Origin of the sequence: Saccharopolyspora rosea (assembly GCF_025643595.1) — a bacterium.
GTDB lineage: Bacteria > Actinomycetota > Actinomycetes > Mycobacteriales > Pseudonocardiaceae > Saccharopolyspora > Saccharopolyspora rosea.
This window is the reverse complement of sequence record NZ_CP102826.1, coordinates 863619-881628: the sequence shown is the minus strand read 5'-3', so window position 1 is coordinate 881628 and position 18010 is coordinate 863619. Positions and strand designations below refer to the sequence as shown.

Sequence of the window (18010 nt, the reverse complement as noted above, 5' to 3'; positions counted from 1 at the left end):
AGCCGGTGTCGAACGTCACGCCGCCCGCACTCGTGAGGCGGTTCCAGGTCCTTTCGCCCCTGGAAGCCGCCGACCGGAACACCCACGGTGGGAAGCAGTCACACCGCGCACCCCGGGAGGCCGCCATGGCAACGCACCCTCGCACCGGCTGGGTGGGATGGGTCTACTTCGCGGGCGCCGTCCTGCTCGTCGGCGGTGTCGTCCAGTTCATCAACGGGTTGTCCGCCCTCGCCCGCAGCGGCACCACGTTCGTCGCGCCGTCCGGGACGGCGATCCACGTCAGCTACCTGGGCGCGGGCCTGAGCCTGTTGATCACCGGCGTCGTCCTGGCGATCGCGGGGGTCGGCGTGTTCTCCGGCCGCACCTGGGCGCGCGCCGCGGCGATCGGGCTGGCCGTCCTCAGCGTCCTCACCAACATCGCGTTCTTCGGGGTGTACCCGCTGTCGTCGGCCGTGGTCATCGTGCTCGACCTGTTCGTCATCTACGCGCTGGCCGCGCACGGCCGGGAGGTGGCCCGCCGCTGAGCCGACGGGCCACCGCCGCTCACCGGACGGCCGCGACCGGCTCGGGGACGCTCGTGCGCACCAGCTCGGGCACCAGGCTGGCCAGTCCGACCACGGCCAGCACCGCCCCGATCCACAGCGGCGCGGTCAGCCCGAACCCGAGGCTGATCCCCGCTCCCCCGGCCCACGCGCCGAACATGAGGCCGATGTTGACCATCGACACGTGCGCGGTGCTGACCAGCGGCGCCGTGCCGGCCGCCCGCTGCACCCGGGTCGCCATCGCGGGATTCATCGTGATGCCCACCAGTCCCACGACCACCAGCGACACCACGGCGACGACCGCGTCCGAACCGAACGCCCCGAAGACGACCAGCGCCAGCGCCAACGCGACGAGCCCGCCGACCTGCACCGGGATCGCGTACCGGTCGGCCAGCCGCCCCACGACGTTGTTGCCGACGACGGTCGCCGCGCCGTAGACCACGAGCAGGATCGGCACCGTCCCGGGGGAGAACCCGCTGACACCGGTGAGGATCGGGGTGAAGTAGCTGAACGCGGCGAAGGTCGCCCCGATGATCAGCATGCTCGTCAGGTAGGCGGCCCACAGGCGTCCGCTGCGGAACGCGGCCAGTTCCGCCCGCAGGCCGGGCGCCGCACCCGCGGACACCCGCGGCACGACGGCGACGGTCGCCACCGCCGCGACGAGGGCGAGCAGCGCGTCGCCCCAGAAGCTCGCCCGCCATCCCAGGTGCTGCCCGACCACGGTCGCCAGCGGCAACCCGAACACGGTCCCGACCATGAGCCCGCCGAGCACGACCGACGCGGCCCGCCCGCGGACCTCCGGCCGCACCAGGTCCATCCCGACCCCGACCGCGGTGCCGAAGAACGCGGACGCCGCCGCCCCGGTGACGACCCGGGCCACGGCCAGCACGCCGTACCCGGTCGCCACGGCTCCCAGCACCTGCCCCACCAGGAACGTCCCCACCAGCATTAGCAGCGCGCGTTTCCGCGGCACCCGCACCAGCGCCATCGTCAGCAACGGCCCGCCCAGGGCCATCGCCGCGGCGTAGGCGGAGATCAGGTAGCCGATCTCCGGCACCGACACCCGGAAGGCCCCGGCGAGCTCGGGTTCCAGCCCGGACACCATGAACTCGGTGGTGACCAGCGCGAACACCCCGAATCCGAGCACGTACACCGCGAGCGGGATTCTGCTGCGCACCTCGACACCCTTCTGTATTGATCAGTACAAAATTGCCGCGTGAAAGAGGGCGCCCCGCCGGGACGCCCTCATCTCACAGAGCCCGCAGCGCGGTCTCCGCGATGCTCTCGACGACCTCGCGCGAGGCGCCGTTCTTCGCCGCGATCCGCATACCGCTCACGGTCGTCGCGATGAAGTGCGCGAACGCCTCGGGATCGACGTCCGCGCCGACCTCGCCGCGCCGCCGGGCGTCCTCGACGATCCCGCGCAGCACGGCGATCCGCCGGTCGTAGTCGCGCCGCAGCTCGGCGGCGACCTCCTCGTCCGAATCGGACAGTTCCAGGATGCTGTTCACCACCAGACATCCCGGCTGGTCCCCGAACTCGTCCTCGACCGCCAGCTCCAGCAGCCTGCGCAGCTTCTCCCGCACCGGCAGCTCCGACTCCAGCACCTCGGCCTGCCGCCGGCGAATCCGCGCCATGTACCGCCGCAACGACTTCAGGAACAACGCGTGCTTGCTGGTGAAGGTGTTGTAGATGCTGCTGCGCCCCAACCCGGTGGCCTCGCAGAGCTCCTGCGTCGAGGTCCGCGCGTATCCGGACGCCCAGAACGCGCGCATCGCACCCTCGACCGCCCGCTCCTCGTCGAACTCCCTCGGCCTACCCATGCCCGGCACCCTAGCACGGTTTTGGACTGCCCAACACAAAACCGGGTCATCGGAACAGCCGGATCGCCACGGCGACGAGCGCGAGCAGACCCGCTGCCGTCACCGCCGCGCCGACGACCGTGCCCAGTTCACCCGGCGCACCCGGCTCACTCCGCCTCATCCCCCGGTCTCGCGGCGCGCGGGCGCTGACCGCCCACACCAGGCACAGCAGGAGGGACATCACGACGCCCAGCACGCACACCCCGCTCCACCCGTAGTGCGCGTGCACCACTCCGACCAGCGCCGAACCGATCGCGCCGCCGGCGAAGTAGCACGTCATGTACGCGGAGGTGATGCGCCCGCGAGCCTCCGGCCGCAACGCGTAGATCAGCGACTGGTTGGTGATGTGCACGCCCTGGTGCGCCAGGTCCAGCAGCACGATCCCGGCGATCAACGCGACAAGGCTGTGCGCCCCCAGTCCCAGCAGCCCCCACGAGCCGAGCAGCACCAGCGCACTGGCCACCGTGGTCAGCGTCGTCCGACCGCGGTCGGCCAGCCGACCGGCGAGCTGGGCCGCGACCGCACCCGCGGCACCGGCCAGCCCGAGCGTCCCGATCTCGCTGTCCGACCAGCCGTACCCGGGACCGGACAGGAGGAATGCCAGCGAGGTCCACAGCGCGCTGAAGCAGGCGAAGGCCAACATGCCGATCGCCGCCCGCGCCCGCAGCACGGGTTCCTCGACCAGCAGCCGGGCGGTGGAGCGCAACAACCGCCCGTAGTCCAGCCCGGCCGCTCCGCGGTACTGGGGAAGCGCCAGGTGCAGCGCCGCGGTCAGCGCGAGCATCGCCAGCGCGGCGACCCAGTACACCGTGCGCCAGCCACCGATCGCGGCCAGCCCACCGGATGCGGTGCGGGCGAGCAGCATGCCCAGCACCAGACCGCTCATCACGGTGCCCACGACCCGGCCGCGCTGGTGGGGAGCGGCCAGATCCGCGGCGAACGGCAGCAGGACCTGCGCGGTGACCGACAGCAGACCGGTCACCGCGGTACCGGCGAGCAGCAGACCGGCGTTCGGCGCGACCGCGGTCAACACCAACGAGAAAGCGGTGGCCAGCGTCAGCCCGCACACCAGTCGGCGCCGCTCCAGCAGGTCGCCCAGCGGCAGCACGAAGACCAACCCGAGCGCGTACCCGACCTGGGCGCCGGTGACCACGAGCGAGGCCGAAGCCGAGGACAGGTGCAGGTCGCGGGCGATGGTGTCCAACAGCGGTTGGGCGTAGTAGTTGCTGGCCACGCACAGGCCGACGGCCACGGACATCAGCAGGACCGTGCCGCGTCCCGGGCCGCGCGCGGTCTCGGCGTCCGCACGGTGATCGGGCAGGTCCGTCGGCGGGGGTGTCGAGGAGGAAGCCACGTGGAGTTCCCTTCCGGGCTGTTTCGTGCGCGGGCCGCTTCGCGGCTCCTGCGGAGCTGGCTGGCTCCAGCCCGACTTCATGCTTTCCCCGCGGAAACCATGAGTCCAACAGATGCTTGTCATGCGAGCCATCGCGGATCACGATGGTTCGGTGGAACTGCGCCAGCTCAGCTACGCCGTCGCGGTCGCCGAGACCGGGAGCTTCACCCGCGCCGCACAGCGCTGCTTCGTGGTGCAGTCCGCGCTCAGCCATCAGATCGCCCGGCTGGAAGGGGAGCTGGGGGTCCGCCTGTTCGAGCGCGGCAGCCGCCGGGTGCGGGTCACACCGGCCGGCGAGTCGTTCCTCGGCCCGGCTCGCGAAGCCCTGGCCGCCGTCGAGCGCGCCCGCGGCGAGGCGGTCGCGAGCGGTGGTGAGGTGCGCGGCGCGCTGCGGATCGGCACCATCACGCCGCTGTTCGCGGTGGACCTGCCGGATCTGCTCGCCACCTACCGCGAGCGGCACCCGGCGGTGCGCGTCACGCTGCACGCCTCGCTGGTCCGCGATCTGGTGCAGCAGGTGCGCGACAACGTCTGCGACCTCGCGTTCGTCGACACCGGCCCCGACGAGCTCCCGCGCGGCCTGACCGGGCGGGCCCTCGCCCACGAGGATCTGGCCGCCATCGTCCCGCACGGACATCCGCTGGCCGGAGCGGAGCGGACCACGGCGTCCCGGCTGGCGGAGGAGGAGATGGTCGACATGCCACCCGGTTCCGGCATCCGCCGGCACAATGACGCGGTCTTCGAGGCGGCGGGAGCCACCCGCGCGGTCGCCTTCGAAGCCGGCACCATGACGCTGCTGGAACAGCTCGTCGCCCGCGGCCTCGGCGTCGGCCTGGTCCCGGCCGCCACCGCCGCCCGCATGACCGCGGTGACCAGCACACCGACGACCGACGTCCCCCCGAGAACGGTGCAGGTCGTCTGGTCCGCCTCAGGAGCTTCCCCAGCCGCCCGGGCATTCCTGGACCTGCTGCCGGAACACGAGCCCGAAACCCCCTGACCCACCAAAGGGTGCGAAACCGCCCAAAAGCGGCCACCGCACCCTGGGGGCCTACGGGGGCTGGGCCCCCGTAAAGACATCAAGGCTGCGGGAAGATGACCGAAGGTCATCGAACAGCCTCACCGTGGGCCTAACGCCACAGAACACGAACACCCCGACGGCGGAAGCCGACGCCGGCGGGCTGGTCCGCGACCAGGCCGGGAACAAAACAAACGGTGCGGAGCCGTCGAAAACGGCCACCGCACCGTGGGGGTCTGCGGGGGCTCGGCCCCCGCAACTAACAAGTCGGGCCACGGCGAAGCCGCACCCGCGGCGAGCAACATCCGCCGCCTCGTGGAGGTGCCGGGAATCGAACCCGGGTCCTCCGTCGCCTTACCAAGGCTTCTCCGTGCGCAGTTCGCTGTGCCTCTACTCGGCTTCACCGGTCACGCGAACAAGCCGGTGTGACAAGCCCAGTCGCTGTGTGATGTCCCACCAGGTCCCGCGACCAGACCTGGCGGTGAGCCTCCTGCATGATGCCGGACACCGGGTCGGAGGCTTGCCCGGGCCGACAAGTTGCCCTGCTGATCAGGCAGCGAGGGCGAACTGACTGCGCTTCGAGTTGGCGCTTATTGGTTCGCGGCGACGCTCTCGGTGGTCTCCCGCCTGCACCGGCACGCTTCCCTTGGTTCAACGTCCGGAGTCGAAACCGTTCACCCCCGTGTCTTCCTCTCGTTGACGACACCAGCATAACGCCTGGCGGTACCGCGATCATTCCGGTATCCGCGAAACGATCAGGCGCCGAGCAGCCGCGCGGGCGTGTCGTGCAGCACACTCCGCAGGAACGGCGTGCCGAGCCGGTCGTCCGCCGCCGCCCAACCGGCGATCGCGGCGAGCTGGTCGGCGTACGAGTACGGGATGTTCGGGAAGTCGGTCCCGAGCACGATCCGGTCGCCGTGGTCGGCGATCCGGGCCGACCAGTCGTCCGGCAGCGGGGCGAACCGCTCGGTGAACGCGACCCCGACCATCGTGGTGTCCAGGTGCACTCGCGGGTACCGCGCGACGAGGTCCAACGCCGCGCCGTACTCGGGCATCCCCGCGTGCGCCAGCACCGCGACCAACCGGGGGTGGCGGACCAGGACCTGCTCGAAGACGTCGAGTCCGGTGTGCTCGCCGCGCAGTGGTCCGTGACCGCAGTGCACGACGACCGGGGTGCCCGCTTCCGCCAGCAGTCCCCAGGCACCGTCCAGCACGGGGTCGCGCGGGTCGAAGGCACCGACCTGGACGTGCACCTTCACGCAGCGCGCGCCGGCCCGCAGGGCTGCGGCGAGGTAGTCGGCCGCGCCGGTTTCGGGGAACATCGTCGCGGTCGGCACCGAGCCGGGCGTGCGGGCGGCGAAGTCGCGGACCCAGTCGTTGAGCCACGCCGCCATGCCCGGCTTGTGCGGGTAGACCAGCGGCGCGAAGGTCCGCACTCCGAGGTCCCGCAACACCCGCACCCGGGTTTCCTCGGCGTGCCGGTAGAACACCGGCCACTCGGTGCCGTAGTGGGCCGAGGCCCGGTCGAAGAACGCCCACACCTTCCGCAACACGCGTTGCGGGAGGAAGTGCGTGTGGATGTCCACGAGTCCGGGCAGCCCGAGACCGGCCAGCCAGGACGGCACGTCGGCATCGGTGCGCAGTGTCACCGGCGGCCCTTGCGGGCCCGTCCGATGGCGCGCTCGATCTCCCGCTGCGCGTCCCGCTTGGCCATGTCCTGGCGCTTGTCGTGCGCCTTCTTGCCGCGGGCCAGGGCGAGTTCCACCTTGGCCTTGCCGTCGGAGAAGTACATGGACAGCGGGATGAGGCTCAGCCCGCTCTCCTTGACCTTGCCGAGGAGCCGCTCGATCTCCTGCTTGTGCAGGAGCAGTTTGCGCGACCGGCGCGGTTCGTGGTTGGTCCACGTCCCCTGGGTGTACTCGGGGATGTGGACGTTGCGCAGCCAGACCTCGCCGTCGTCGACGGTCGCGAAACCGTCGGTGAGCGTGGCCTTGCCCTGCCGCAGGCTCTTGACCTCGGTACCGCTGAGCACGATGCCGGTCTCGTAGGTGTCGAGGACCGACCAGTCGTGCCGCGCCCGGCGGTTCTGCGCGATCAACTTGCGCCCGCGTTCCTTCACCATGACCGCAACTCTACAAGCGCACGTACAACCGCAGAGTGACGTAACCGGTGATCGCGGAGACCGCTGCCGCGACGAGCAGCATGATCGGCGAGACGACTGCGATGTCGCCGTACCCGATCTCCGGGACGACGCCGGTGCCGAAGACCGGTGCCATGACCCGGTCGATGAACGCGACCTTCGAGAGCAGCAGTCCACCGACGGCCAGCACCGCACCGATGAGGCCGGATACCACCGCCTCCAACAGGAACGGCAGCTGGGTGTACCACCGGGTGGCGCCGACGAGCCGCATGATGCCGGTCTCGGTGCGCCGGGTGAACGCGGAGAGCTGGATCGTGTTGGAGATCAGCAGCAACGCCGCCAACGCCTGCACCAGCGCGATCGAGAACGTCGCGTTGCGGATGCCGTTGAGGACCCCGAACAGCCGGTCCAGGTATTCGGCCTGGTCGACCACGCTGTCCACACCGGGCTGGCCGGAGAACTTCTGCTGGATGGCCGGGAACCGCTCCTGGTCGGTCAGCTTGATCCGCAGCGAGGCCGGCATGGCCTCGGGCCGCGCCACGTCCCGCAGTTCCGGCTGCGACTGGAACACCCGGTTGAAGTTCTGGTACGCCTGCTGCCGGTTCTCGAACTTGACCGACTGCACGCCCGGGACGCGCTGCAACTCCTTCTTGAGGGTGGAGCACGGCTGCTGGCTGCAGTCGCTGTCGTTGGCGCTGACGTCGTTGGTCAGGAACACCACGACCTCGACGCGGTCCTGGTAGGTCTCCTGCATCTTGTCGATCAACCGGACCACCAGCAGACCGCCGCCGAGCAGCCCGACCGAGATGGCCGTGGTCAGGATCATCGCGATCGTCATCGTCACGTTGCGCCGAAGGCCGTTGACGACCTCGCTGAATACGAAGCTCGCGCGCATGGGGGAGTCAGCTTTCCGGGGTGTCGGGGGTTCGGGGACGTGGGGTCAGCGGCCGACGCCGTAGACGCCGCGGGCGTCGTCGCGAATGACTCTGCCGAGGCTCAGTTCCACGACCCGACGCCGCATCGAGTCGACGATGGAGTGGTCGTGCGTCGCCATGAGCACCGTGGTGCCGGTCCGGTTGATCCGTTCCAGCAGCAGCATGATGTCTTGGCTGGTGTCCGGGTCGAGGTTCCCGGTCGGCTCGTCGCACAGCAGCACCAGCGGCCGGTTGACGAACGCGCGCGCGATCGCCACGCGCTGCTGCTCACCACCGGAGAGCTCGTGGGGCATCCGGTCGGCCTTCCCGTCCAGACCGACCAGTTGCAGCACCTCGGGGACCACCTTGCGGATGGTGTGCCGCGGCTTGCCGATCACCTCCAGCGCGAAGGCGACGTTCTCGGCCACGGTCTTGTTGTTCAGCAGCCGGAAGTCCTGGAACACGCAGCCGATCCGCTGGCGCAGCCGGGGAACCCGGCGCCGGGGCAGCTTGGCGACGTTCCAGTCGGCGACGAACACGCGCCCGCGGGAGGGCACGTCTTCGCGCAGCAGCAGCCGCAGGAACGTCGACTTCCCCGACCCGGATGGTCCGATCAGGAAGACGAACTCGCCCTTGCCAACGCTGACCGACACATCCTCCAGGGCGGGCCTGGTCGACGTCTTGTACGTCTTGGACACGTGCTCAAGCCGGATCACGGGGCGTGAGTTTACCCGCGACCGTTCGAGGGACGTCGGCTCACCCACACCGGCGGCGCGGTTCCATGATCACCTGCGCCGTCACCGCCGGTCAAGCGGGTTTCAGGCCGCGGTCTGCTGCTGCCGGCGCCAGCGGATCCCGGCTTCCAGGAATCCGTCGATCTCGCCGTCCAGAACGGCCTCGGGGTTGCCCACCTCGTGCTCGGTCCGCAGGTCCTTGACCATCTGGTAGGGGTGCAGCACGTAGGACCGCATCTGGTTGCCCCAGCTGGACCCGCTGTCCTTGAGCGCGTCCAGTTCGGCGCGCTCCTCCTCGCGCTTGCGCGCCAGCAGCTTGGACTGCAGCACCCGCATCGCGGCGGCCTTGTTCTGCAGCTGCGACTTCTCGTTCTGGCAGGACACCACGATCCCGGTCGGCAGGTGCGTGATGCGCACGGCCGAGTCGGTGGTGTTCACGCTCTGCCCGCCGGGGCCGGACGACCGGAAGACGTCGACCCGGATGTCCTTCTCCGGCACGTCGACGTGGTCGGTCTCCTCCACCACGGGCAGCACCTCGACCCCGGCGAAGGAGGTCTGCCGACGCCCCTGGTTGTCGAACGGCGAGATGCGCACCAGCCGGTGGGTGCCCTGCTCCACCGACAGCGTGCCGTAGGCGTAGGGGGCGTTGACCCGGAAGGTCGCGGACTTCAGCCCGGCCTCCTCGGCGTAGGAGGTGTCGTAGACCTCCACCGGGTACTCGTGCCGCTCGGCCCAGCGCAGGTACATCCGCATCAGCATCTCGGCGAAGTCGGCGGCGTCGACGCCACCGGCCTCGGCCCGGATGGTGACCATGGCCTCGCGCTCGTCGTAGTCACCGGACAGCAGGGTCCGGACCTCCAGCGCTTCGAGGTCCTTGCGCAGCTGTTCGCGCTCCTCGTCGGCCTCGGCGATCCCGGAGCTGTCGCCTTCGTCCTCGCTGAGCTCGTAGAGGACTTCCAGGTCCTCCAGCCGCTGCCGCAGCTCGCTGACCCTGCGCAGGTCGGCCTGCCGGTGCACGAGCTGGGCGCTGACGCGCTGGGCGTGCTCGACGTCGTCCCACAGGTCGGGCTTGGCGGCCTCGGTCTCCAGTTCCTGGATCTTGGCGCGCAGTGCCTCCAGATCCATCACGCTCTCGATGCCTTCGAGCGTGCTGGACAGTTCCTTGAGCTGGGCGGCGACGTCGGGATTCACGGTGTTCAGCCTACTTCACCTCGCGAGCGCGGCCCACGAGGACGCCGCGTTGCCGGTTCGCGGCGGCCGGTGCGGTCGCCGCGAACCCGCGACGCGTCACTCGGGCAGCGCGTCCAGCAGTTTGATGATGGCGCGGTTGTAGGCGACCGTGAAGTCGGCGGCGGCCTTCTCGTAGGGGTCGGCGGACGCCTTGGCGGCGTTCTTGGCCTCGTCGAGCTTCACCGCGTACTGGGCGCGGGCGGAGTCCACCAGCGAGGCGCGCTGCTTCGGCGTCAGCGAGCCGGAGTAGACCAGTCGCAGGATCAACGGGCTGCGGACGTTGTCCGGGCCGGGCTCGGTGTTCAGCCACGACTTGAAGGCGCGCTTGCCCGCCGCGGTGATCGCGTACTGCTGGCTGGACCGCGGCCCCTGCTTGCCGAGGCGGAGCAGGCCGGCGTCGGTCAGCGCGGGCAGTTCCCGGTACACCTGGCTGCGGGTGACGCTGAAGAACCCGCCGAAGCGTTCGGTGGCGGCAGCGACCAGCTGGCCACCGGTCTTCGGGCCCTCGTGCAGTAGTCCCAACAAAGCAGCGGATGTCGCATTCAGCTCGGTCACGTTGTCAACGGTGCCACGCCGGGCGGGCCGCTGTCCACAATGGTCGCCGGTTCTGTCCACTGTGGTTGCAGTGGACTGGTCCAAGTGGACGAACGGTTGGGCCGATGGAGCGCGCTCCGGTCGGGGCCGGGGCGGGCGCCGGCGGCCACGCACCGCACCCGTCGCGCCGTCGCGGGCCCGGCCACTTCGGGCACCAGTCCCCTGGACGGGGGTTCTTCGCCGCGCAAAGAGGTGCTATCACCGTCGGCACCTGCACAGCCGCGACCGGTCGGAGCAAGGCTTCTGGTGGCCGACCAGCAGGCGGCCAGCAGCGGCCGATCAGGAGGTGTGCCAGGCGTGCATCGCAGTTGGTTGCGTTCCAAGCTCTCGGAGAGCCGGACCAAGATGACCGACAAGGTCACCGAGCGGGCCAAGTCCATCATCCCGGTGCAGCGGGACGGGGAATCCGATTCCTGCATGGTGTGCGGGCGCACCATGCGTCCCCGTGGTCTCGTCCGCGGCGAGGGGCGAGTGTGCTCCCCGGCCTGCGCCCGCCGGTGGGCGGCCGGGCTGTCGTAATCCCGCCAGCAGAGGAGAGCCCCCAAGACGAGGACCCGCCCCAAGGCAACCCCAAGGCAAGAAGCCAACGCGGGGCGACCCCCGCACCGTGGGGGCCTACGGGGGCTCGGCCCCCGTAAAGACATCGAGAAAACGGGAAAGGGGCCCGGCCAATGGCTGGGCCCCTGAACACCGTGCTAGTAGCGGGGGCAGGATTCGAACCTGCGACCTCTGGGTTATGAGCCCAGCGAGCTACCGAGCTGCTCCACCCCGCGTCGTTGTGTTGTACCGAGAACTCTACACACCCCCGAACCGAGCCCCACAAGGGGGTCCCAACCCGCCAAAACCCCAGGTCACAACAGCACGGCGAGGAAAGGACCGCACGAGCCGCAACACCCGATGCACAGAACCCACGAGCCGCCCCGCCCCGACCCGAGCCGAGCCGACCCCACACCCGCTGGTCCAAGACCAGGCCCGCACGACCCCAAAGCGAGGAGCCAACGCAAGGCGACCACCGCACCGCGGGGGCCTACGGGGGCTCGGCCCCCGTAAAGACATCGGAAAAACGGGAAAGGGGCCCGGCCAATGGCCGGGCCCCTGAACACCATGTTGGTAGCGGGGGCAGGATTCGAACCTGCGACCTCTGGGTTATGAGCCCAGCGAGCTACCGAGCTGCTCCACCCCGCGTCGACGTGTACGACTCTAGCACCCGACCGGGCGGAGCGACGACGCAGGGGGTGGGTGGATCAGCCGCCGCCGGACTGGGCCTTCTCGAACCTCCTGGTGGCCTGGTCCAACTGCTGGTAGGCGTTGCCGAGGTCGGCGAAGTTCCCGGACTGCTGGGCCGCCCGCACGTGGTCGAGCGCGGTCCGGATGTCGGCGACCGCCTGGGACAGCTCGGGGCTGGCCGGTTGCTGCGGCGTCGGGTTGCCCGGCGGCTTCTGCTGCTGGTCGCCCTGTCCGGGCTGGTTGTTCCCGCCGCCGGCGCCGGGACCGAAGACCTGCGCCAGCGCCCCGTTGAGGGTCTCGGAGAACCCGACCTTGCCGCCGAAGGACACCAGCACCCGCGCCAGCTGCGGGTAGGAGTCCCGCTCGTTGCGCTGGATGTAGATCGGTTCGACGTAGAGCAGACCGCCGGAGACCGGCAGGGTCAGCAGGTTGCCGAAGATCGCGGTGACGTTCGGGTTGTTGAACAGGGTGCGGTTCTCGGTGACCTCCGGGGTCGACTCCATCTGGTTCTGGACCTGGTTCGGCCCCGGGGTCTGGGTGTTGGTCGGCAGCCGCAGCACGGTGAGCTGACCGTAGGTCCGCGGGTCCGACGACGCCGTCACCCAGGCCGCCAGGTTGTTGCGGCGCAGCGCGGTGAGCGCGCTGGTGAGCTGGAACGTCGGCCGGTCCTGGCCTTCGACCTGGGCCATCACGTAGTAGGGCGGCTGCTGGCTGCCCTGGCCGCTGCTGCTGTGCCCGCTGCTGGTCGGGTCCGACGGGACTTCCCAGAAGGTCTGGTTGGAGAAGAAGTCCCCTGGGTTGCTCACGTGGTACTGGGTGAGCAGCTTGCGCTGCACCTTGAACAGGTCCTCCGGGTAGCGGAAGTGGTCGCGCAGCTGCGGGCTGATCGCGCTGGCCGGCTTGACCACGCCGGGGAACACGCCTTCCCACGCCTTGAGCACCGGGTCGTTCTGGTCGTTGGCGTACAGGTCGACGGACCCGTCGTAGGCGTCGACGGTGGCCTTGACCGAGTTGCGGATGTAGTTGATCTGCTGGTTGGGCTGCCGCTGCACGCCGGTCAGCGTGTCGTTGGTGGCCTCGCCCAGCTCGGTCAGCTGGGAGTACGGGTAGTTGTTCAGCGTGGTGTAGCCGTCGACGATCCACTTGATGCGGCCGTTGACCACCGCCGGGTACGGGTCGCCGTCGAGCTTGAGCCACGGCGCCACCTTCTGCACCCGGTCCCGCGGGTTCCGCTCGTAGATGATCTTCGAGTCGGGCCCGATGGCCTGGTTGAACAGGATGTTCCGCTCGCCGTAGTAGGCGGCGAACACCAGCCTGCGGAAGAGGTTGCCCAGCGAGACACCGCCCTTGCCGCGGTAGGTGTACTGCTGCTGGTCGGTGTCGTACTCGCGCGGCGCCTCGCCGGGGTTGCCGCCGACGATCGCGTAGTCGGACACCAGCTCGCCGTAGTAGGTCCGCGGCTGGTCGACCTTGATCGCACCGTTCCCGGCGTTGGCGACGTCGCTGATGCTGAACACCGGGTAGCCGCCCTGCGTCGCACCCTCCTTGAGGGTCGAGTCGACCCGGTCGGCCGGGGCGCTGACGAAGCCGTTGCCGTGCGTGTAGACCATGTGCCGGTTGATCCACGACTGCTGGTTGGCGGCCAGTCCGTCGGTGTTGATCTCGCGCAGCGCGACCAGGTAGTCCTGCAGCTTGCCGTCGCGGTCCCGGTAGCGGTCCACGTCCAGCTTGTCGGTGAAGCCGTAGAAGTTGTACTGCTGGGTCAGCTGGGTGAACGTCGGCGCGAGCACGTTGGGGTCCAGCAGGCGGATGTTGGGGATGGTGCCCTTGTCCGCGGCGACCTCGCTGGGCTGCAGGTCGGTCTTGCCCGGGTAGTCGGCGATGTGGACCTTGTCCGGCCCGATCCCGAAGGCCGACTTGGTGGCCGCCAGGTTCCGCTCGATCGACTGCGCCTCGCGCTGGTTTGCGTTGGGGCGCACCGAGAACTGCTCCATCAGCGCCGGCCACACCGCACCGACGACCACGCTGGACAGGATCAGCAGCACCGTCGCCAGCGCCGGGATCTGCAGGTTCTGCAGGAAGATCACCGCGAAGAAGGCGATCGCGCAGAACACCGCGATGCACATCAGGATCAGCTTCGCCGGCATCACCGCGTTCAGGTCGGTGTAGCTGGCACCGGTGAACAGCGCGTTGCGCTGCGACAGCAGCAGGTCGTACCGGTCGAAGAAGTAGTCGACCGCCTTGACCAGCACGAACAGACCGGCCAGCACGGCCAGCTGGATCCGCGCGGGCCGGGACAGCTGCCCGGACCGCCCGGCGAGCCGGATGCCGCCGAAGATGTAGTGCGTGACCAGCGCCCCGACGAAGCCGATGGTCACGGCGATGAAGGCCCACGACAGCAGGAACCGGTAGAAGGGCAGTTGGAAGGTGTAGAAGCTGATGTCGTGGCCGAACTCGGGGTCGGTCTGGCCGAACGGGACGCTGTGCAGGAACAGCTGGAGCGTCGGCCACTCGGCCTGCGCCGCGAGTCCGCCGATGATGCCGACCACGAGCGGGATGCCCACCCCGAACAGCCGGGACCGCTCGGAGACCACCGTGCGGTACCGCGCCAGCGGGTCGTCCGGACCGCTGACCGGCACGAACACCGGTCGACTGCGGTAGGCCAACCACAGGTTCAGCGCCAGCACGCCGCCGAGGAACGCGGTCGCGGCGACGCCGAGCCCGATGCGGGTCAGCAGTTGGGTGGTGAACACCTGGCGGTACCCGACCTCGCCGTACCAGAGCCAGTCGACGTAGGTGCCCAGCAGCCGCGAGCCGGCGATCAGGGCGACCAGCACGACCCCGCCCAGGATCAGCAGGATCCGGCTCCGCCGGGACAGTTTCGGCATTCCTACCGGGGGCCGCATGGCCACAGCGCACACTCCTGGTGACGAACAGCAGGCCGGGGCGTGCCGACGCGGTCGGCCACCCTCGCGATGTTCAACTCTACGACCCCGCCTCGGAGTTCCCGACAAGCCCTTCGCGAAAGGGATCAACCAGACATCGGGAATGTTCCGGATCCGGGTGCGGGGTATCGCATCAGTCTGACCAAATTGCCGCGCAATCCTAGGCGACCTCGCGATCACTCCCGGGCCGCAACGCCCACTCCGACGAGTGAGGCACGGACGCCTCACCTCGCTGCCTCCGGGCGACGGGCGAGGGCAGCGGCGCGCAGCGCCACCTTGGGGGGTGGTGGCCGGGTGACGGGTGGGAGCAGCGGCGCGTAAGCGCCACCTTGGGGGGTGGCGGCTGGGTGACGGGTGGGAGCATGGACCGCATGTCGCAGACGCCGCAGGACCTGGCCGCCGCGTTGCCCGCCGCCGCTCGCGAGATCGAGGAGTTCGTCGCCTCGAACGGGTGGGACCAGCCCACCCAGGTGTTCGCGCTGGTGCCCACCGCCGAGCTGCTGGCCGCCGAGCCCGGCCTGGCCGACCAGCTGGACCCCGGCTCGCCGCTGACGCCGATCGCCCAGGACTCGCTGCCCGCCGAGGACCTGGCCGAGGCGCTGGGCCGCATCGAGTGGCCCGACCAGGTCTCCGGCTGCGCGCTGGTCCAGGAGATCGTGGTGCTGCCGCCGGAAGCGGAGGCCGGGCTGCCCGCCGACGCCGACGAGGCGCGGCGCGTCGCCGCCGAGCACCCGGACCGCCACGAGGCCCGGCTCGTGGCGGCGGTGCTGCGCGGCGGCGGCGAGACGTGCGTGATGCGGCTGCGCTCGGCCGATCAGGAGGCCGAGGTCATCCAGGACCCGTCCCTGGCCCCGAACCTGATCACGGCGCTGCGGGCCACGTTCGCCGACTGACTCAGCAGGACGGCGGGACCTGGTTCGCGCGGAGCTCGTCGAGCGCCTTCACCGCGTCGTCCAGGGTGGCGACCTTCGCCAGCTGCAGTCCGTCCGGCGCCTGGGACTTGGCCTCGGCGCAGTTGCCCGCGGGCACCAGGAACGTGGTGGCCCCCGCCTCGCGGGCCTTGACCATCTTGAACGGGATGCCGCCGATCGGTCCCACCTTGCCGTCCGGGCTGATCTCCCCGGTGCCCGCGACGAACTTGCCGCCGTTGAGCTCCCCCGGCGTGAGCTTGTCGATGATCGCCAGGGTGAACATCAGACCCGCCGACGGACCGCCGACGTCGGCCAGGCTGATCTTGATGTGGAAGTTCACGTCCGGCCGCTGCGCGGCGGCGACGCCCAGGAAGCCCTGCGGGCCGCTCGGGGACTGCCCGAGCTGCACGGTCGCCGCCTGCTCCGGCTGATCGGCGTGCCGGAACCGGATCTCCACGCGGTCGCCGGGCTTGTTGCCCGCCAACGCCGCGCGCAGCGAGTCCGGGTCGGTCACCGGTCGCCCGTTGGCCGACACCAGGCGGTCGCCGGGCGCGATCACGCCGTCCGCCGGGCTGCCCTTGACCACCTGGGCGGCGACCACCTTCATCGGGTAGCCGAGGTAGTGCAGCGCCGCGGTCTCCGCGCTGGTCTGCGAGTCGTTGAACGCCTCGGTGTTCTCCTGGTCGATCTGCTGCTCGCTCTTGTTCGGCGGGAAGTACACCTCGCGCGGCGCCAGCGCGTAGCGGCCGCTGGCCCACAGCCCGAGGGCGCCGAACAGCGACAGCTGGTCGGTCACCGACACGGTGGTCATGTTGAGGTGACCGCCGGTCGGGAAGGTCTGCTGGCCGTCCACGCTGACCACCGGCGTCGCCCCGTCCATGCCGAGCGTGTCGTAGGTGGGCCCTGGTCCCAGCGCCACGAACGGCACCCGCGCGAACGCGCCGAGCAGGCCGAATGCGACAACGATGAGCAGACTCGTCAACAGCGTCCAGGTGCGGCGGTTCACGAGCCGACAGCGTACGTGTTCGCTGTTGGCGGCGGGTGGACGCCTTCAATGGATCGGTTCCGGCCGCGTACGGTGGAAGCATGAGTGACTTGCCGTTCGGGTTCAGCCCGCAGGACCCCGACGACCCCGACAAGGGCGGCTCGTCGGAAGGGCGCTCCGAGGGTGGCGCCGGGAATTCCGGGGACTTCTCCGGCTTCGGTTTCGCCGGCATGCCCGGTCCGGGCGGCATGCCGAACTTCGACCTCGGGCAGCTCGGCCAGATGCTCACCCAGCTCGGACAGGCGCTCAGCCACTCCGGCAGCGGCGGCGGGTCCGGCCCGGTGAACTACGACCTGGCGCAGCAGCTCGCGGTGCAGCAGCTGCACAACAACCAGCGCACCGAGCGGCCCAGCCAGGAGCAGGTCAAGGCGATCGAGGAGGCGGTCCGGCTCGCGGAGCTGTGGCTGGACCCGACGACATCGCTGCCCGCCGGGGTGCGCAGCGTGCAGTCCTGGTCGTCGGTGGACTGGGTGGAGAAGACGCTGCCGACCTGGAAGCGGCTGTGCGACCCGATCGCCCAGCGGATGTCCAGCGCGTGGTTGGAGGCGCTGCCGGAGGAGGCCAAGCAGGCGGCCGGCCCGCTGCTGTCGATGCTCGGCCAGATGGGTGGGCTCACGTTCGGCTCGCAGCTGGGCAACGGCCTGGCGCAGCTCGGTGGCGAGGTGCTGACCTCCACCGAGGTCGGGCTCCCGCTCGGGCCGACGGGCACCGCGGCGCTGCTGCCCGCCAACATCGAGAAGTTCGTCGAGGGCCTGGACCGCCCGGTCAGCGAGGCCACCGTGTTCCTGGCGGCCCGGGAAGCGGCGCACCACCGGCTGTTCGGCCACGTGCCGTGGCTGGGTCAGCGGCTGCTGGCCACGGTCGAGGAGTACGCGCGCGGCATCCACGTGGACACCTCCGCGCTGGAGGAGCTCGCGAGCAAGATCGACCCGGCCAACCCGAGCTCGATGCAGGAGCTGATGAACTCCGGCATGCTCGAACCCAAGACCACGCCGGAGCAGCAGACCGCGCTGAACCGCCTGGAGACGCTGCTCGCGCTGGTCGAGGGCTGGGTCGACGTGGTCGTCGGGGACGCCATCGGCGAACGGCTGCCCGGTGCGGACGCGCTGGGCGAGACGATCCGGCGGCGCCGCGCGTCCGGCGGCCCGGCGGAGCAGACCTTCGCCACGCTCATCGGCCTGGAGCTGCGCCCGCGCAAGATGCGCGCGGCGGCGAACCTGTGGCGCCTGATGGCCGACCGCTACGGAATCGAGGGCCGGGACCGCGTGTGGGAGCACCCGGACCTGCTGCCCGGTGCCGAGGACCTGGACGAACCGCTCGACTTCGCCGACCGCTGGGGCGGCGGCTCGGACCTCGACGATCCGATCGCGGCGATCCGCCGCGCCGAGGAGGCCGCTTCGGGCGAGTCGGGGTCGGACGACTCCCAGGACCGCGACGACGAGTGACGATTCCGCCCGA

Annotated in this window: 16 protein-coding genes, 2 tRNA genes and 1 other RNA gene; 5 read left to right on the top strand and 14 right to left on the bottom strand. The window is 70.3% G+C overall.

Annotated elements, in window-relative coordinates:
* Nucleotides 1-125: 125 nt before the first annotated feature.
* On the top strand, nt 126-524 hold the full coding sequence (locus NV263_RS04340) for a DUF7144 family membrane protein (protein ID WP_263251224.1): 399 nt from the start codon (nt 126-128) through the stop codon (nt 522-524).
* Between the two features lie 19 nt (nt 525-543).
* On the opposite strand, the gene NV263_RS04335 is transcribed toward NV263_RS04340, so the two are convergent.
* The 3 genes from NV263_RS04335 to NV263_RS04325 all read right to left on the bottom strand — a co-directional run bounded on the left by NV263_RS04335 (nt 544) and on the right by NV263_RS04325 (nt 3662).
* The gene (locus NV263_RS04335; RefSeq protein ID WP_263251223.1) at nt 544-1719 is read right to left on the bottom strand and encodes an MFS transporter; all 1176 of its coding nucleotides are present in this window, start codon (nt 1717-1719) and stop codon (nt 544-546) included.
* 73 nt (nt 1720-1792) lie between these two features.
* Nucleotides 1793-2365: a TetR/AcrR family transcriptional regulator gene (locus NV263_RS04330; RefSeq protein WP_263251222.1), complete on the bottom strand. Its 573-nt coding sequence runs from the start codon at nt 2363-2365 to the stop codon at nt 1793-1795.
* Nucleotides 2366-2411: 46 nt separating this feature from the next.
* Nucleotides 2412-3662, bottom strand: a complete 1251-nt coding sequence (locus NV263_RS04325) for an MFS transporter (protein ID WP_263251221.1) — start codon at nt 3660-3662, stop codon at nt 2412-2414.
* Nucleotides 3663-3909: 247 nt separating this feature from the next.
* Here NV263_RS04325 and NV263_RS04320 point away from each other — a divergent pair, with 247 nt between their 5' ends.
* Nucleotides 3910-4794: a LysR family transcriptional regulator gene (locus NV263_RS04320; protein WP_263251220.1), complete on the top strand. Its 885-nt coding sequence runs from the start codon at nt 3910-3912 to the stop codon at nt 4792-4794.
* Nucleotides 4795-5125: 331 nt separating this feature from the next.
* Here the strand turns inward: NV263_RS04320 and ssrA are convergent.
* The 7 genes from ssrA to NV263_RS04285 all read right to left on the bottom strand — a co-directional run bounded on the left by ssrA (nt 5126) and on the right by NV263_RS04285 (nt 10385).
* Nucleotides 5126-5494: a transfer-messenger RNA gene (gene ssrA, locus NV263_RS04315) on the bottom strand.
* Between the two features lie 73 nt (nt 5495-5567).
* Nucleotides 5568-6461: an amidohydrolase family protein gene (locus tag NV263_RS04310; protein ID WP_263251219.1), complete on the bottom strand. Its 894-nt coding sequence runs from the start codon at nt 6459-6461 to the stop codon at nt 5568-5570.
* Nucleotides 6458-6934: an SsrA-binding protein SmpB gene (gene smpB / locus NV263_RS04305; protein WP_263251218.1), complete on the bottom strand. Its 477-nt coding sequence runs from the start codon at nt 6932-6934 to the stop codon at nt 6458-6460. The genes NV263_RS04310 and smpB overlap by 4 nt, the downstream gene beginning before the upstream one ends.
* 10 nt (nt 6935-6944) lie before the next feature.
* Nucleotides 6945-7847 carry a permease-like cell division protein FtsX gene (gene ftsX, locus NV263_RS04300; protein ID WP_263251216.1) on the bottom strand — a complete coding sequence of 301 codons (903 nt, stop codon included), beginning with the start codon at nt 7845-7847 and terminating at the stop codon, nt 6945-6947.
* Between the two features lie 45 nt (nt 7848-7892).
* Nucleotides 7893-8582, bottom strand: coding sequence for a cell division ATP-binding protein FtsE (ftsE, locus tag NV263_RS04295; RefSeq protein ID WP_263251215.1), 690 nt, complete (start codon nt 8580-8582; stop codon nt 7893-7895).
* Nucleotides 8583-8684: 102 nt separating this feature from the next.
* Nucleotides 8685-9791, bottom strand: coding sequence for a peptide chain release factor 2 (gene prfB, locus NV263_RS04290; RefSeq protein WP_263251214.1), 1107 nt, complete (start codon nt 9789-9791; stop codon nt 8685-8687).
* A 96-nt stretch (nt 9792-9887) separates the two neighbouring features.
* Entirely contained in the window at nt 9888-10385 is a 498-nt protein-coding gene (locus tag NV263_RS04285) for a PadR family transcriptional regulator (RefSeq protein ID WP_263251212.1), read from the bottom strand.
* A gap of 336 nt (nt 10386-10721) precedes the next feature.
* Here NV263_RS04285 and NV263_RS04280 point away from each other — a divergent pair, with 336 nt between their 5' ends.
* Complete coding sequence (locus NV263_RS04280; RefSeq protein WP_263251210.1) at nt 10722-10943, top strand: hypothetical protein; 222 nt, start codon at nt 10722-10724, stop codon at nt 10941-10943.
* Between the two features lie 180 nt (nt 10944-11123).
* On the opposite strand, the gene NV263_RS04275 is transcribed toward NV263_RS04280, so the two are convergent.
* The 3 genes from NV263_RS04275 to NV263_RS04265 all read right to left on the bottom strand — a co-directional run bounded on the left by NV263_RS04275 (nt 11124) and on the right by NV263_RS04265 (nt 14557).
* Nucleotides 11124-11197, bottom strand: a tRNA-Met gene (locus NV263_RS04275).
* Between the two features lie 335 nt (nt 11198-11532).
* Nucleotides 11533-11609 (bottom strand) — tRNA-Met (locus NV263_RS04270).
* Nucleotides 11610-11668: 59 nt separating this feature from the next.
* Entirely contained in the window at nt 11669-14557 is a 2889-nt protein-coding gene (locus NV263_RS04265) for a UPF0182 family protein (protein ID WP_263251208.1), read from the bottom strand.
* Nucleotides 14558-14967: 410 nt separating this feature from the next.
* Here NV263_RS04265 and NV263_RS04260 point away from each other — a divergent pair, with 410 nt between their 5' ends.
* Entirely contained in the window at nt 14968-15489 is a 522-nt protein-coding gene (locus tag NV263_RS04260; protein ID WP_263254052.1) for a PPA1309 family protein, read from the top strand.
* Between the two features lies 1 nt (nt 15490).
* Here NV263_RS04260 and NV263_RS04255 read toward each other — a convergent pair whose 3' ends face one another.
* Nucleotides 15491-16513: a YlbL family protein gene (locus tag NV263_RS04255; RefSeq protein WP_263251206.1), complete on the bottom strand. Its 1023-nt coding sequence runs from the start codon at nt 16511-16513 to the stop codon at nt 15491-15493.
* Between the two features lie 80 nt (nt 16514-16593).
* Between NV263_RS04255 and NV263_RS04250 the strand changes: the two genes are divergently transcribed.
* Nucleotides 16594-17997 carry a zinc-dependent metalloprotease gene (locus NV263_RS04250; protein WP_263251204.1) on the top strand — a complete coding sequence of 468 codons (1404 nt, stop codon included), beginning with the start codon at nt 16594-16596 and terminating at the stop codon, nt 17995-17997.
* Nucleotides 17998-18010 lie beyond the last annotated feature (13 nt).